This is a genomic window from Natronoarchaeum philippinense, assembly GCF_900215575.1.
GTDB classification, from domain to species: domain Archaea; phylum Halobacteriota; class Halobacteria; order Halobacteriales; family Natronoarchaeaceae; genus Natronoarchaeum; species Natronoarchaeum philippinense.
In genome coordinates, this window is the sequence record NZ_OBEJ01000001.1 from 481,515 (window position 1) to 497,255 (window position 15,741).

At 65.7% G+C, this 15,741-nt stretch carries 14 protein-coding genes; 6 read left to right on the top strand and 8 right to left on the bottom strand.

Translation table 11 applies throughout. The features are described 5' to 3' along the window. The first annotated feature begins 34 nt into the window (after window positions 1-34). Window positions 35-1,792 (top strand): ABC transporter substrate-binding protein, encoded by a 1,758-nt coding sequence (locus CRO01_RS02510; RefSeq protein WP_097007538.1) that lies wholly within the window; start codon window positions 35-37, stop codon window positions 1,790-1,792. A 110-nt stretch (window positions 1,793-1,902) separates the two neighbouring features. Then, window positions 1,903-2,103 carry a dodecin gene (locus CRO01_RS02515; protein WP_097007539.1) on the top strand — a complete coding sequence of 67 codons (201 nt, stop codon included), beginning with the start codon at window positions 1,903-1,905 and terminating at the stop codon, window positions 2,101-2,103. A 1-nt stretch (window position 2,104) separates the two neighbouring features. Here the strand turns inward: CRO01_RS02515 and CRO01_RS02520 are convergent, their stop codons facing one another. From CRO01_RS02520 to hisD, 4 genes are all read right to left on the bottom strand, one after another. Next, window positions 2,105-2,473 (bottom strand): HesB/IscA family protein, encoded by a 369-nt coding sequence (locus CRO01_RS02520; protein WP_097007540.1) that lies wholly within the window; start codon window positions 2,471-2,473, stop codon window positions 2,105-2,107. An 88-nt stretch (window positions 2,474-2,561) separates the two neighbouring features. Next, a complete protein-coding gene (locus CRO01_RS02525; RefSeq protein WP_097007541.1) occupies window positions 2,562-4,025 on the bottom strand; it encodes an oligosaccharide flippase family protein in 1,464 nt (487 codons plus the stop codon). 185 nt (window positions 4,026-4,210) lie between these two features. Then, window positions 4,211-5,371, bottom strand: coding sequence for a glycosyltransferase family 4 protein (locus CRO01_RS02530; protein ID WP_179747374.1), 1,161 nt, complete (start codon window positions 5,369-5,371; stop codon window positions 4,211-4,213). 133 nt (window positions 5,372-5,504) lie between these two features. After that, window positions 5,505-6,779: a histidinol dehydrogenase gene (hisD, locus tag CRO01_RS02535; RefSeq protein WP_097007543.1), complete on the bottom strand. Its 1,275-nt coding sequence runs from the start codon at window positions 6,777-6,779 to the stop codon at window positions 5,505-5,507. Window positions 6,780-6,958: 179 nt separating this feature from the next. Between hisD and katG the strand changes: the two genes are divergently transcribed. The 3 genes from katG (at window position 6,959) to CRO01_RS02550 (ending at window position 9,911) form a co-directional block, all read left to right on the top strand. Beyond that, window positions 6,959-9,082 (top strand): catalase/peroxidase HPI, encoded by a 2,124-nt coding sequence (gene katG / locus CRO01_RS02540; RefSeq protein ID WP_097007544.1) that lies wholly within the window; start codon window positions 6,959-6,961, stop codon window positions 9,080-9,082. Between the two features lie 128 nt (window positions 9,083-9,210). Continuing rightward, the gene (locus CRO01_RS02545; RefSeq protein ID WP_179747375.1) at window positions 9,211-9,486 is read left to right on the top strand and encodes a hypothetical protein; all 276 of its coding nucleotides are present in this window, start codon (window positions 9,211-9,213) and stop codon (window positions 9,484-9,486) included. Further along, window positions 9,483-9,911: a type II toxin-antitoxin system VapC family toxin gene (locus CRO01_RS02550; RefSeq protein ID WP_097007545.1), complete on the top strand. Its 429-nt coding sequence runs from the start codon at window positions 9,483-9,485 to the stop codon at window positions 9,909-9,911. The genes CRO01_RS02545 and CRO01_RS02550 overlap by 4 nt, the downstream gene beginning before the upstream one ends. Before the next feature lie 331 nt (window positions 9,912-10,242). Here CRO01_RS02550 and CRO01_RS02555 read toward each other — a convergent pair whose 3' ends face one another. The 3 genes from CRO01_RS02555 to CRO01_RS02565 form a co-directional block, all read right to left on the bottom strand. Beyond that, window positions 10,243-11,082, bottom strand: coding sequence for a DUF726 domain-containing protein (locus CRO01_RS02555; RefSeq protein ID WP_097007546.1), 840 nt, complete (start codon window positions 11,080-11,082; stop codon window positions 10,243-10,245). Window positions 11,083-11,169: 87 nt separating this feature from the next. Then, on the bottom strand, window positions 11,170-11,382 hold the full coding sequence (locus CRO01_RS02560; RefSeq protein WP_097007547.1) for a hypothetical protein: 213 nt from the start codon (window positions 11,380-11,382) through the stop codon (window positions 11,170-11,172). Between the two features lie 7 nt (window positions 11,383-11,389). After that, entirely contained in the window at window positions 11,390-12,754 is a 1,365-nt protein-coding gene (locus CRO01_RS02565) for an NAD(P)/FAD-dependent oxidoreductase (RefSeq protein WP_097007548.1), read from the bottom strand. A 112-nt stretch (window positions 12,755-12,866) separates the two neighbouring features. On the opposite strand from CRO01_RS02565, the gene CRO01_RS02570 reads away from it, so the two are divergent. After that, window positions 12,867-13,676, top strand: coding sequence for an enoyl-CoA hydratase/isomerase family protein (locus tag CRO01_RS02570; protein ID WP_097007549.1), 810 nt, complete (start codon window positions 12,867-12,869; stop codon window positions 13,674-13,676). A gap of 12 nt (window positions 13,677-13,688) precedes the next feature. Here the strand turns inward: CRO01_RS02570 and CRO01_RS02575 are convergent, their stop codons facing one another. Next, window positions 13,689-15,626: a cbb3-type cytochrome c oxidase subunit I gene (locus CRO01_RS02575; protein WP_097008308.1), complete on the bottom strand. Its 1,938-nt coding sequence runs from the start codon at window positions 15,624-15,626 to the stop codon at window positions 13,689-13,691. Window positions 15,627-15,741 lie beyond the last annotated feature (115 nt).

The following is a 15,741-nucleotide window of genomic DNA, read 5'->3' on the forward strand; positions in this document are numbered from 1 at the left end:
AACTTGTAAGGCAACGCGAAAACAAAGGGTGGGTATGCCCTCTTCCAGCCCAGGACCCCGTCGCCGGGAACTGCTCGGCGCGCTCGGAGCGTCGGCGCTCGGCTCGACTGCGGGCTGTACGAACCTCCTGTCCCAGTTCGCGTGGGACAGCCCTAACGACCTCTCGCTGACGATTGCGACGGTCCCCGCCAGCGTCGATACCGCGGCCATCCAGATGGCGCGCCAGCTCGAACAGAACCTCCAGCGGGCCGGCATCAACGCAACATACGAGCCACAGAGCGAGGCGTCGGTCCTCCGGAGCGCCCTGATGGACAACGACTTCGACCTGTTTATCGCCCGCCATCCCGGCGTCGACGACCCGGACAAGCTTCGCACCATGCTTCACACCCGCTACAGCGAAGAGGCGGGCTGGCAGAACCCCTTCGGCTTCACGGCGCCGTCGGTCGACGAGTTGCTGGTAACACAGCGATCCCAGACCGGTCAACAGCGACACGAGACGGTAACCGAGATTCAGGATCGGCTGTACGAGCGCCAGCCGTTTAGCGTTCTCGCGTATCCAGATCAGCTAACCGTCGCCAGCACCGAACTCGACCTCGAACGGACGCCGAACGGGCTCATCGAGGCCCCCGACTACCTCAAACTCGGTACCGCTAACCCGAGTTTCGACCGCTTGCGCGTCGGTATCCTCGGCGCCACGCTGACTCGCAACCGCAATCCCATCGCCGTCGACTACCACAGCCGCACCAAGGTGCTCGACCTGATCTACGAACCGCTCGTCGAACAGGTCGGCGACGACTACATTCCGTGGGTCGCCGCGAACGTCGAGTGGGACGCCACAAGCGGCCCGACGACTGCGCGCGTCACGCTGCGAGAGAACCTCGCGTGGCACGACGGCGAGCGCCTCGATGCCGACGACGTTGCGTTCACCTACCGGTTCCTGCAGGATACGGCCATGGGCAACGAGTCGGCGCCCGTTCCGGCACCGCTGTACCGGAGCAGATCGAGCTTGGTCAACTCGGTGTCGGTCCAGTCGGACAGAGTGATCGAACTGGAGTTCGGCGATACCAGCCGTCCCGTCGCCCGTCGCGCGCTGACCGTCCCGCTGTTCCCGCGGCACGTCTGGACCCAGCGCACCGAGGTGGTCCGGACGTACATGACACAAGCGCTGGTCTGGGAGAACAAGCCGGCGATCGGCAGCGGTCCGTACCGGTTCGAGAACGCGAGCGCCGGCAACCGGCTCGTCCTCTCGAAAAACGAGGACCACTTCCTGTTCGACGGGCGCAGCCTCGGCGACCGGTACGCCCCGTTTACCGCCGGTGGGTCCTTCGAGGAGCTCCGGTTCGATGTCATCGAGCAGTCGCTACTGCTGATCGGCAGCGTCGAGGACGACACCATCGACATCGGCGCATCGCCGATCTGGCCCGAGCACGCCGAGGGTGCAAAACAGGCGCCCAACGCCGAGTTGCTGTCCGGCGGCAACGGTGAGTTCTACATGCTCGGATTCAACACGCGTCGACACCCGCTGAACAACCACCAGTTCCGGACCGCCGTCGCCCGGCTGATCGACCGCGAGTACGCCGTCGAAGAGATGATGTACGGCCACGCAGAGCCGGCTGATTCGCCCCTCGTTCAGACCGAGTATCTCCCCGAGCAGTTCGCTTGGGACGGCCAGCCCACCTTCGGCGCCTTCCCCGGTGATGCGGGCGAGGTCGACCCTGAGAGCGCCAAGGAACTGTTCCGGGACGCCGGGTTCCGCTACGACGACAGCGGCAAACTCGTCACGCAGAACTAGCCGCCACGGCTACAGACGATAACGACGTTCGCGTTGTATTTGCCCGCAGGTCACCACCACACCTCTACCGGCGAACCATTAAGTTGGTACGCCAACGACTAGCACGTGCCATGGTCTTCAAGAAGATCACGCTGATCGGCACGAGCACCGAGAGCTTCGACGCCGCCGCCGACAACGCGCTCGACCGAGCCGAATCGACGCTCGACAACATCCACTGGGCGGAGGTAGAAGAACTCGGCGTCGAGGTCGCATCGGCCGACGATCGAGAGTACCAAGCCGAGGTCGTGGTCGCGTTCCAGCTCGACGAGTAAGTCAGGTCCGGAACGACTCGCCACAGCCACATTCGCTGACGACGTTCGGATTCTCCACGTGGAACCCTTCAGCTTGCAGGCCGTCCTCGAAGTCGACGACGCTGCCCTCGACGTAGTTGAGGCTCGCCGGATCGACGAACACGCGCAGGTCGTGGTGCTCGTAGATCGTGTCGTCCTCGTCGGGGTCGCGGTCGAAGCGCATCCCGTAGGACAGCCCTGCACAGCCGCCCTGTTGGACGAACAGCCGGAGTCCGGCCTCGTCCGTGTCCATCTCCTCCTGTTCGAGCAGCGCGAGCGCACGCTCGGCGGCCGCCTGTGTCACCTCGATCGACGGCTGGCCCTCCCCGCCGGACGCCGCGTCAGTACTCATGGACGTAGATAACGTCGTCACGTAGATAATACTGACGCCGCCGGGAGTTCCCACTGGATACGGCTGTGCCATTCCGACACCCGAACTCTCATCGTAGCATGGAGGCCGCTCGCCGCGGCTTCAACAGCCCACTCACCGTGGCGAGTACCGCCCAGATGCCGACGCCGAGCGCCACGACGCCGAGCAGAGTCACGACGCCCGTGACGTGGGGCCGAAGCCACAGCACCGCCGCGCCCATGCCGCCGCTGATGAGCCCCGAGGCCGCCGCCGTCGTCGCTAGCGTTCGGGTATCCAGTGGCAGTTCTTGATGGATGAGGAAGACGTTGCCAGCGGTGTAGGCGCCGAAGGTAACGACGGTCGCCGCGGCGGCGCCGACGACGCCGTACGCGGGGATCAACGCGACGTTGAGCAGGACGTTCGCCACCGAGGTCACGCCCTTTGCGATCGCGCGCTCGCGGGCCCGGCCGAGGTAATCGAGGCTCTGTGTCGTGACATTCGTGATCGCCTGAAACAGGACGTAGATGCCGAACAGTTGGAGCACGGGGACCGCCCCGAGATACTCGCGTCCGACGCCGTAGCGGAGTAGCGGCCCTGCGACGAGGGCGATTCCGACCGCCGCGGGAACGTACAACAACAGCACGTACTGGAGCGACGACTCGTAGAGCCTGCCGGCCCGGGCGAGCGTCCCCTTTGCCTTTTCCTCCCCGAACGTCGGCGAGACGGAGAATCCGAGCGCGCCCGCCGGGACGAGCGCGAACTCCGAGACCTGCTTGCTGAGGACGTAGAAACTCACGTCGACGGGCGTCAGGAAGTACCCGATCAGCACGGTGTCGATGCGCTTGTCGAGGACGTTTGCCGCGCTACTGGCGGTTAGCGGGACGCTGTAGCGCAGGATGCGGCTTCGAAGCTCGGGGTCGCCCCCATCGTCCTCGTGGTCGGCGTAGAACCGCCGATAGAGGATCGCGCCGCCGAGCAGCGCGGACACTGCCGCACCGAGAAGGTAGCCGAAAATCGCCGCGACGACGCCGCCGCCGGCCGCGACGAGCCCGATCACACAGATCGCGCGCACGACCTGCTGGACGACGTTGACCGCACCGCTCACCGGGACGCGGTTGAACGCCTGAAAGAGGTTCGCGTTGAACGAGTGGATCGAACTGGCGACCAGATAGCCGGCACCGACGACCAGTACCGGGGCGAGCGCCGGCTCACCGAGCGCCGTCCCCAGCAGACCGCTCCCGAGTGCGAGCGCTCCCGCAACGACGCCAACCAACAGGAGTCGGTAGGTCAGCGAGATGCGGATCACCGCTGGAACCTGCCCGGGATCGGATTCGCTGAACTTCGTGACGAAATAGGCGGCCGAGCGGCCGAGACCGAGACTTCCGAGGAGCTTTGCGACGCCGACGATCGAGAGCGCGAGAAACAGCAGTCCGTACTCCCGGGGCGTGAGAAACACGTTCGCAAGCAGCACCAGCAACGCCGCGTTGGCGACCATCTTGCACGCCCGCGCGACGAGCGTCGCTTTCAGCCCGTCGAGCACCCGATCGGTGTTCATGACGGCGCAGCGTCTCGTGATACTCGGCGTTCGGTTCCGAACACTACGCGCTGCCAGCACATTTGTGGGGTTAGTTATATCCTCTATAATCGCACGAATGCGGCGTTATCGACGGCCACTCTGTTTCTGGGGTCTGATGGAGCTGCTCCTACTGACTCTGCTGTCCGGGAGCGTTCGCAGAGTGTCTACTGCACCGGGAGCGGGCCGGTGGGGCGTCGATCGGTATCGGCGTCGGGCTGCTGGCCGACAGTTTCCCGGCAGAAGTCGGCGAGCCGCGTGGCCTGACGCCCCCACGACAGCGAGAGCGCGGTCTGACGGCCACGCTCGCCCAGTCGAGTACGGCGCTCCGGCGATTCGAGCAGCTCGCCGAGCGCGTCCGACAGTTCGACCCGGCTTTCGGGCCGGACCAGCACTGCGTTGTCGTCGTCCACGGCGTACTCGCGGATCCCCGGTAGGTCGGTCGAGACGACGGGTGTCCCACAGGCCATCGCTTCGAGGTTGACCATCCCGAAGCTCTCGGCGTGAGACGGAAGACAGAACACGTCGGCAGCAGTGTAGTAGCCCGGCAGATCGTCGTGGGGAACGACGCCGTCGACGACGACCGACTCGGCGATGCCGCGCTCGCGCGCTGCCTCGTGGACGGCGTCGGCGTCGCCGCGCCCGACCAGCCGCAGCGTCGCGTCGTCGGCGTGGGGAGCGAAGGCGTCGACGAGATCGAACACGCCCTTGCGATCGACGAACCGGCCGACGAACAGCACCGTCCGCTCTTCGGCATCGAACGCCGGCGGCGCGTCGGGCCGAAACAGGTCCACGTCGACTCCCGGCCGGACGACGTGATCGACGTGGTAGCCCAGTTTCTCGCGGACCTTACGGGCGGTGTCTGCGGTGTTTGCAACGTCGGCCGTCGCGGCGGTGAGTCGGTCGCGGGCCTTCGCACCGACGCCGACGTTCTCGACGCCGTGGATCAGATAGACGACTTCGGCGTCGACCAGCCGCGAGATCAACAGGTCGTCCATGAACTGGAACGTACAGAGCACGTCGACGTGCTCGTCGATGTGCGAGACCACGTCCCCCCACGCTGACCGGGCCGCCATGGCGATCTTCGAGAGGTTCTGCCTGCTCAGGGGGACGACCCGATCCGCGGCGTCTGCCAGCCGTCCCTCGAACGGCGGTATCTCGATCAGCTCGACGCCGGAATCGCGCAGCAGCGGCGTCGTCTCGCCGGCTTCGGTGTAGAGGTACACCTCGTGATCGTCGGCCAGCTCGGCGGCCATCCGCTGGACGTAGATCGCGATGCCGCTTGCGTGTCGCGTGCCGGCCGCTTCGTGATAGAAGCCGAATTCCATACGCATAGCTACCCATAGCAGGGTTTTGTTATAGCTCGTATAGGGGCAGTAAAGAGCAACTACGCCGAACCACCGCGCACGCTCGGCAGGATCGAACGTCGCAGTGTCCGCGGCGTCGCGACCGCTCCGGGACCTACTCCTCGCGGAGCCGCCGCCGGACGCTTTCGGCGTGGGCTTCCAGCCCTTCGGCGTCGGCCAGCGTGGTGATGGTGTCGCCGAGCGACTCCAGCGCGTCCCGATCGAGGCGCTGGACCGTCGTCGACCGGACGAACGTGTCGACCGAGAGGCCGCCGGTCAGCTTGGCGCCGCCGCCGGTCGGCAGGACGTGGTTGGTGCCGCTGGCGTAGTCGCCCGCGGCGACCGGCGTGTACGGTCCGAGGAACACGCTTCCCGCGCTGTCGATCCGGTCGAGGATCGCCTCGTCGTCGTCGGCGACGATCGAGAGGTGTTCGGGCGCGTACGCCTCGGTGAACATGATCGCCTCGCTCATCGACCGGGCGTGGAACACGCCGCTGGCCTCCGAGTCGAGCGCCGCGCGGATCACGTCCTCGCGCTCGCGGTCGGCCGCCTGCCGATCAACGGCTTCAGCGATGGCGTCGGCGAGGGCCTCGTCGTCGGTGACGGCGACGACCGAGGCGTTCTCGTCGTGTTCGGCCTGCGCGACGAGATCGGAGGCGACGTGCTCGGGATCGGCGGTGTCGTCCGCGACGACGACGATCTCGCTGGGGCCGGCCAGAAAGTCGATCTCGACATCGCTCCGAACCTCTGCTTTGGCTGCGGTCACCCAGCGGTTACCGGGGCCGACGATCTTCTGGACCCGGTTGATCGATTCGGTGCCGTAGGCCAGCGCACCGACGGCCTGTGCGCCGCCGACGCTGTAGACGGCGTCGGCACCGGCGGCGTGGATCGCTGCGAGCGTGGCGGGGTTGATCTCGTCGGCCGGCGGCGTCGCAACCGCGACCTGTTCGACGCCGGCGACTTTCGCCGGGACGACACCCATGATAGCACTGGAGGGGTAGGCGGCGGTGCCGCCGGGCGCGTAGACGCCGACGCGCTCGATCGGTCGGAACCGACGGCCGAGTTCGCGGCCGTCGAACGTCTCGCGCCAGTCTTCGGGGACCTGCGCCTCGTGGAACTCGCGGACGTTCTCGACGGCCGTCTCGATGGCCTCGCGCAACTCGTCGTCGATCGCCTCGTAGGCGCGCTCGGCCTCGTCGGTGATCTCCAGACTGCCGACCTGTACGCCGTCGAACTCCTCGCAGAAGTTCCGAACTGCTACGTCGCCTTCCTCTCGGACCCGGTCGACGATCTCTCGAACGTCGTCTCTGACCGCCGCGACGCCGGCGTCGCGCTCGAACAGCGCGGATCGCTCGTCGGGACCGAGATCGGCGACTGCACTCACTCTCATACCCGTCGATGGGAACGGCGCGAACAAACCGTTTCTGGATCGGCGGTGTGGCGGGCGATCGATAGGAAAGATCAGTGGCCGCCAGCGCGCAATAATATATCGTTACCGGGAACCCTCATTCGCATTTCCACAGGTTTTTTTGGTAGTAGCAGAAAGCACCGTTCGAGCTGACAACACCGATGTCACAAAATAATCACGAGTGGTGGCCCAACAAGTTGGACCTGGAAGTCCTCGATCAGAACGCCGAAAACGTCGGTCCGTACGACGACGACTTCGATTACGCCGAGGAGTTCCAGAAGCTCGACCTCGAAGAAGTAAAGGCCGACCTCAAGGACCTGATGACGTCCTCGCAGGACTGGTGGCCGGCCGACTACGGACACTACGGGCCGTTTTTCATCCGGATGGCGTGGCACAGCGCCGGTACGTACCGGACACACGACGGCCGCGGCGGCGCGTCCGGCGGTACTCAGCGCCTCGCACCGCTCAACAGCTGGCCTGACAACGGGAACCTCGACAAGGCCCGCCGACTGCTCGAACCGATCAAGCAGAAGTACGGCCGCAAACTGTCGTGGGCCGACCTGATCATTCTGGCCGGGAACACCGCGCTGGAGTCGATGGGTATGCAGACGCTCGGCTGGGCTGGCGGCCGCGAAGACGAGTACGAGCCCGACGAGGCCGTCTACTGGGGTCCCGAAAGCGAGTGGGAGGCACCCCAAGACCAGCGCTTCGACGAGGACGACGAACTCGAAGAGCCCCTCGCAGCCACCGTGATGGGCCTCATCTACGTCGACCCCGAGGGCCCGAACGGCGACCCCGACCCGCTCAAGTCCGCAAAGCGGATCCGACAGGCGTTCGGCCAGATGGCGATGAACGACAAGGAGACGGCCGCCCTCATCGCCGGCGGACACACGTTCGGCAAGTCCCACGGCGCGGAAAACGACGCCATGGGTCCCGAACCTGAGGCCGCCCCCATCGAGGAGCAGGGCCTCGGCTGGCCCGACTCCGGGCAGGCGTCCGAGACGACCACCAGCGGCATCGAGGGCGCGTGGAACCAGTGGCCGACGATGTGGGACACGTCGTATCTCGACAACCTGCTCGACTACGAGTGGGAACTGACCGAGAGCCCCGTCGGTGCGAAGCAGTGGCAGCCGGTCGACGAGGAAGCCCAAGACACCGTCCCGGACGCGCACGATCCGTCGGAGAAGCACGACCCCATGATGATGACGACGGACATCGCCCTCAAGCGCGATCCGGAGTTCAGAGAGATCATCGAGGAGTTCCAAGCGAACCCGCCCGAGTTCCTCGAGGCATTCTCGCGTGCGTGGTACAAGCTGATCCACCGCGACATGGGCCCCGAAGATCGGTTCCTCGGTCCCGACGTGCCGGACGAGACGATGCTCTGGCAGGATCCGCTTCCCGACGCCGACTACGATCTGATCGGCGAGGACGAGCAAGCGGAACTCAAAGCCGAGATTCTCGACTCGGAGCTGACCGTCCCGCAGCTGGTCAAGACCGCTTGGGCAGCGGCGTCGACGTACCGCGACAGCGACAAGCGCGGCGGCGCGAACGGCGCCCGCATCCGACTGGAGCCCCAGCGGAGCTGGGAGGTCAACGAGCCGGCGGAGCTAGAGTCCGTCTTGGAAGCCTACGAGGAAATTCAGGCCGACTTTAACGACTCCAGATCCGACGATGTGCGCGTCTCGCTCGCGGACCTCATCGTGCTGGGCGGCAACGCGGCCGTCGAACAGGCCGCGTCCGACGCCGGCTACGACGTGACGGTTCCCTTCGAGCCGGGACGCACGGACGCCACGCAGGAACAGACCGATGTCGAATCCTTTGAGGCGCTCAAGCCGGAAATCGACGGCTTCCGCAACTACTTCGGCGGCGAGTACGACGCCCCCGAAGAGGAGCTGCTGGTCGACCACGCCGACCTGCTCGACCTGACGGCCTCGGAGATGACGGTGCTCGTCGGCGGCCTGCGCGCGCTGGACGCCAACTACCAGCAGTCCGACCTCGGCGTCTTCACCGACCAGCCCGGCACGCTGAGCAACGACTTCTTCCAGAACCTGCTCACCATGGACTACGAGTGGGAGCCGGCGGACTCGGAGGGCGTCTACGAACTGCGCGACCGCGAGACGGGCGAGGTCGAGTGGACGGGCACCCGCGTCGATCTCATCTTCGGCTCGAACTCCCGACTCCGGACCATCGCTGACGTCTACGCCAGCGAGGAAGAGAAGTTCGTCGAGGACTTCGTCGACACGTGGCACAAGGTCATGAGCCACGACCGCTTCGATCTGGAGTAACGGCGTCGCGTCTCTCTACTCTTTTGCGTTTTTGTGGCAGTTTCAGTCGTTTTCGCCGAGATTGTCGACGCCGATACATCGGATTTCTGGTGACAACATTTACCCAGTAGAAGACTCTACTCTCGTTCATGGCAACGTCGGTGAAGATGGACGATGATACGAAAGACCGCCTCGAACGGTTACAGGCGGAAATCCGACTAACAACCGGAACCAAGGTCACCCAACAGGAGATTCTGGCGCGGTTAGTCGAAAACGCGATCGAGTCGAAGGCCGATCTGCTCGACTCGTTCCGCGAGGAACGCGTTCCAGTCTCCGAGAGTGACCGCCGTGCCTTCCACGAGGGGATGGTTTCCTCGGGAACGGCGACGAGCGAAGAGGATATCGACGACGTGCTGTACGGATGAGCGTTCTCGTCGATACCGGCGTGTTCTTCGCACACCACGACACCGACGCCGAACGACACGACCGCGCCCTCGCAGCGTTCGACGACCTCCTCGGTGGTGTATATGGCCAGCCGTATGTCTCTGACTACGTGCTCGACGAGGTGGTGACGCTCACCCGAGTTAGGACGGGATCGCACGACGCCGCTGACACCGTGGCCCGGCGCATTCTCGGAGAGAACCCATTTCCGCAGGTCTTCGAGACGATCCACGTCGAACCAGACGACGTGAGAGCGTCAGTCGAACTGTTCCGAGAGTACGACGATCCAGAACTCAGCTTCACGGATCTGACGACGATCCACCTGTGCGAGTCTCGGGATATCGATGCGGTACTGAGCTTCGATGACGACTTCGACGGGTTAGTAGAACGGATCGAGCCAGCCGAGTAACTCCTCTAAACGCCGTCGCTCTCGAACGTAGTGTGTCGCCCGGAACACTAACGACCGGTATCATCCGTGGGCGGCAGGCCCTGTCAACCGGGAAACCCTCGTGCCGGGCGGGTCGAGCGACGCTCGACCGAAGTCAGTGAACCGCGTGTCGCGCACCCGGGTTCTCCGCGCTGTCATCGCGTCCTGACGGACGTGCTCGGGCGGGGACTAAAGGTACGCAGCCGGAGGTAGTCGTGCCCCGGCAAAAAGGGTGTCGTGCCGAGACGCGGCGTCGCGCCGAGCGGATCTTGTCGGCCGCACCCTGACGCCGCACCGAAAGCTCCGGCCCCGATCACCAGTTGGCGACCACGTCGTCGACACAGCCCTCGTCGGCGTCGTAGTACGAGAAGTGGTCCGGCACGTAGCTCACGTCGTGGTCCCAGTAGTTGGCCGGCGGCGTCCCCTCGATGCCATTGGCCCCGAGCGCGCCATCGAACTCGGCGGTGCCGTAGGCCCAGTTGAGCACGCTGTCGTCCTCGTTCCAGTAGTTATCCACCCGGCCGACGACCTGCTCCAGCGCCGGGCCGTACCGGCCGGAGGCGCTGGCCGATTGATCGTCCGCGGCCGCGCCGAGCAAGGTTAGCGCGTCGACGGTCTCGCCGCGCCCCCACGACGCCAGCGTTTGGGCCGCCGAAAGCACGACCTGCGCGCCCAGCGAGTAGCCGACGTACCGCACCGTGGCGTCCGGACAGGCCGCCAGATAGTCGAGCGTGAACCGGGCGAGCTTCGGCCCGTTCTTTCGGGCGATTTCGGTCGTCTCCCACCAGTCCCACAGCGGGTTGTCGGCGTCCCACGCGTAGCCGATCGTCGTTCCGCCGTAGCCCGAGTCCGCCAGCGAACTCTCGACATCGCTCGTCGTTTCGGCCGCCTCGCCGGCCTTGGTCTTGTACCCGTGGACGAAGACGGTTAAATCGGGGGCGCAGCTCCCGGTGTCGACACCGGGGACTGCACCGTTTGTCGCGTACTCTTGGGGTCCGTACCGGTCGTCCCTGACGACCGACCCCCACTCGATGTCGAAGTGCCCTCGCGTCGTGACCAGCGGAACGGTCTCGGCGGCCTGTACGCTCGTTACGCTACTCGCTACGCCGATCGCTCCCGCGCCCGCCAGCTTACAGAACGTTCTCCGTTTCATAGCTCCGCCGCCAATAATTCCAGAAACAATCGTGATAAATACCCGTGAATGTGTGAGTCCGAAAGCCAAGTTGAACGCGTTGGAAGTTCAGTCCTCGATCTCGACGATGCCGAGTTTCCACAGGACGCCGACGACGAACAGCCCCACCGCGACCGCGAACCCGGCGAGAAACAGCGGCGCCGCGACGGTGCGAGCGAGGTCGTAGCCGACGGCAAGCCGCGTAAAGCCCATCGTGACGAAGCCGCCGACCAGCAGCACAGCGGCGAGCCCGACGAGTTTCGACAGCGTCGTCGAGCGCATCTGTGCGCTACAGTTGGTACTCGGCTTCGCGCAACTGGACGTACTTGCCGTCGCGGTAGCCGAACTTCCGCCACTTGTACTCGCCGACGACTTTCAGCCCCTCGATGCCCGAACGGAGCTGCCAGCGCAAGAGGGTGTCGTCCTCGGGGGCAAGCAGGTCGTTGGCGACGCCGAAGGTCCGATCCCAGTCGCCGGGGCCGTACTCGGCGACGATGTCGGCGAAGGTGACGTTGCGCAGCAACTCGTCGCCGATTGCGTCTTTCCACTCGTCGTTGTAGCGCCGAAGCTCGTCGTTCGCGGCGAGTCGGCCGGCGATCCGCCCCGAGCGCACGGCGACGTGGTAGCCGCCTTCGTGGAACGCCGAGGTCGTGCCCATCGCGCCGCCAGCGACGGCGATGCCGGCTCTGGTCGGCGAGTCGATCGGGCGCGTCGAGGAGATGGCGTACGTCTCGGTGCCGCCGCGCTTGCCTCGATCCTCGGCCAGCGGGAAGTCCTCCTCGATGTCGTACTCGTCGCCGTACTCGCGTTCGAGCAGGCGCTGGATGTACTCGCTTCCCGAGGGGATGCTGTCGTCCTCGGGCCGCAGGAGGGCGTAGTCCTCGCGGTTCTCGACCTCGTCGATGTCCATGCCGATCGGCATCGTCAACCCGATGCGAGCGACGTTGCCGTCGTTGGGGAACACCCACGGATACGCCGTCTCGCCGGGCATGTAGCCCCACCAGAACTTCAGGCGGTCCTCCTCGAAGACCTCCTCGGGCACCTCGCGGTGTTCCTGATAGGCGATGTGGTTGGCGTGGGTCGTCCCGACGTAGTCGGTGATGTCGTCGGCGAGGAACCGGTCGAGCACGCGGTTCGTGACTTGGCGCTGCGGGCCGTCCGCGAGCACGAGATACTTCGCGCCGATGTCCTCGCCGTCGCGCAGGCTGAGGACGTGACGGGGCTCGCCCGAGAGGTCAGTCTCCACGTCGGTGACGCTGACGCCGGTCCGGTAGTCGGCGCCCTCGCTTTCGGCTTCCTCGCGGAGCCAGTCGTCCATCCGAGCGCGCTGGAACGTGTACCCGAACTCGGGGTAGCTCGCGTCCATCCCGGTGGTATCGAGCGAGAGCGTTTCGTTCGGACCGACGAAGTCCGTGCCCGAAAGCTCCCGGAGGATCACCTCGTCGGGAATGCGCTCGTAGTCGATGTTCATGATGTCGACCCAGTAGTCGAGCATCCCCGCTGCGTCTGTCGAGTCTGGCCCGAGCCTGTCACGATCCTCGCGTGGGACGCCCTTCTCCAGAACCACCGCCTGAGCGCCGCCCTTGGCGGCCTCCCAGCCGGCACACATCCCCGCGGGACCGCCACCGACGACGGCCACGTCGTACCGCTCCATACACCGAAGGGTCCGGGCCAGCGATATTAATGTCCCGATAGCCTCGTCATCGGTCCGGTGTGAGGTGACAGCCGCGCAAGAGTATTTCAGGACGGGGCGTGCAGCAACAGGTATGGGAGCAGAGGGTTTCGATGCCGACAACGACCACGTCGACGTGGAGCGCGACGGAGCGGTGGGGAGGGTTACGATGAACCGACCGGCGGCCTCGAACGCCGTCGACGAATTGATGGCCGGCGGACTGCGCGACGCCGTCATCGAACTCACCGAGTCCGACGACGACGTGCGCTGTGTCGTGCTGACGGGGACCGACGGCTGGTTTTCGACCGGCGCCGATCTGACGACGCTCGCCGGCGACGAGACCGACGGGCGACGACTGCGGGCGCTGGCGTCCCGCATCCACGCCGCCGTCAAGCACATGGCGACCGCGCCAAAGCCCGTGATCGCGGGCGTCAACGGCACCGCGGCGGGCGCCGGCTTCGGGCTGGCGATGGCCGCCGACCTCGTCGTCGTCTCGGCCGACGCCAGCTTCGAGTTCGCCTATCCGCGACTGGGGCTGTCGGGCGACGCCGGAATCACCTACCGACTGCCCGAACTGGTCGGCCACCGCCGGGCGCGCGAGATCGCGCTCCTCGACGAGCCCATCGACGCCGAGCGCGCCGTCGAGATGGGGCTGGCCACGGAGGCCGTTTCGTCGGCCTCCTTCGAGAACCGTGTCGACGACCTCGCCAGCGAGCTAGCCTCGGGACCGACCCGCGCGCTCGGTGCGACCAAACGCCTGATCGAAAATAGCCACGGCCGGTCGTTCGAGGAGCACCTGCAGGCCGAGACGGACACGATTGCTCGCCTCGCGGGCACGGACGACTACGAACGCGGCTACGACGCGTTCTTCGAGGATCACGAACCGGAGTTTCGGGGCGAGTGAGCGCGGGGTCGGTCAGCCCCGACTGTCGGCGTCGTCTGGTTGCTCTTCAGGGTCGCTGTCGTCGGATGCCGTTCCCGAACCGGCGTCCGGCGGCATCTCCGCGTCGGCGTCCGGCGGCGCCGTCGTGCCGCCGTCTGACGCCGAGGCGTCATCGCTGGTAGCCACCTCTGTATTGGTGGCTTCTGCCGGTTGGGCATCGGCGTCTTGCTGTTCGCCCCCGTCGTAGGCGATAGCGCCGCCGCCTGACCCCGGCATCCGGTGCTCGCGGAACCAGTCCCACTCGCGGGTCTTCAGCCCGCGGTCGTCGAGGTTCCACGGATCGTCGTCCTCGATCAGCGGCCCCTCGAACGCCGAGGTGAAGAAGTTGTAGGCCCAGATGAGCTGTCCGGCAAGTAGGATTACGGCGCCGAGCGTCGCAATCTGGTTGAGGGTGGTGAACAGCTCTTGGGGGCCGACGGTGACGTTGTAGTTGGCGTACTTCCGGGGCATACCGAGATAGCCCAGCAGGATCAGCGCGAAAAAGACGATGTTCGTGCCGACCATCGTCAGCCAGAAGTGCCACTTGCCGAGCCGGGGCTGGTACATCCGGCCGGTGACCACCGGGAACCAGTAGTACGTCCCGGCGAAGAATGCAAACCCGATCGCACCCATCACGACGTAGTGGAAGTGCCCGACCACGTAGTGCGTCTCGTGGATCAGCAGGTTGACCGGCACCGCGGCGAGGAACACGCCGGTGACGCCGCCGATGATGAAGTTCGAGATGAAGCCGAGACAGAACAGCATCGGCGTCGTCAGGCGGATCGAGCCGTTCCACAGCGTCGTGATCCAGTTGAACACCTTGACCGCGCTGGGCACCGCGATCGCCAGCGAGACGGCCATGAACGCGCCCTCCAGCCGGGGGTTGAGCCCCGACGCGAACATGTGGTGTGCCCAGACGCCGAAAGAGAGGACGCCGATGGCGAGCGTCGAGTAGACGACGAACTTGAACCCGAACAGCTTGCGTCCGGCAAACCGGGGTAACACGTAGCTGATCACCCCCATCGGCGGCAACACCAGAATGTACACTTCGGGGTGGCCGAAGAACCAGAACAGGTGTTGCCAGAGGATCGGGCTCCCGCCCTCCGGCGCGAAAAACAGCGTCCCGAAGTTACGGTCGGCCAGCAGCATGAGGAGTGCGCTGCCCAGCAGCGGGAACGCGAACAGAATGATCCCGGACTGGGTGAGGATCGTCCACGAGAAGATGTCGAGGTTGTGCCACCCCACGTCCTCGCCGCGCTCGGTGAAGATGGTGGCGATGAAGTTGATCGCACCCATCGTCGCCGAAACCCCCGAGAGGTGCAGCCCGAGCATCATCAGGTCCGCGCCGGGGTTGATCATCCCCGCGCTGGCGGCCGGCGTCCCCTGTGCCGTACTGGAGGTCGACAGCGGCGGATACATCGTCCACGAGGTCTGGGCGCCGGCGACGCCGTCGAAGATCGGCCAGAGGAAAAAGCCGCCCCAGATCAGCAGTGCGGCCGGCGGCAACAGCCAGAACGCGATGGCGTTGATCCGCGGGAACGCCATGTCGTCAGCGCCGATCAACAGCGGGACAAAGTAGTTAGCGAAGGCGGCGATAAACGGCGTCCCGAACAGGAACAGCATCGTGATGCCGTGGTTGGTCAGCAACGCGTTGTACACGTTCGTCGGGATGAGCGTCTGGCCGGGCTGGAGCAGTTCCAGCCGCATCGTGACGACCATCAACCCGCCGACGCTGAACGCCGTCACCGCGAACAGCCCATAGAGGATGCCGATGTCCTTGTGATCGACGGTCGTCAGCCAGCGCAGTATTCCGCCGGGCTTTTCGACCGTCTCCTCGCGCTCTTGCTCGACTGTGCCTCCGGACGGCGCCGTCGTTCGCCAGCCGCCGAGCTGGTCGATCCACGCCGCGACGGCGACCAGAAGCAGGCCCATGAGGATCGTCAGGAGAACCTGACCAGCTACCATACGTGTCTATGCTCGTCTGTGCTAATCAACGGCAGGGGTCGGTCCGACGACTCCCTGCCGGAGCGACGCCGTCGACGAGTCG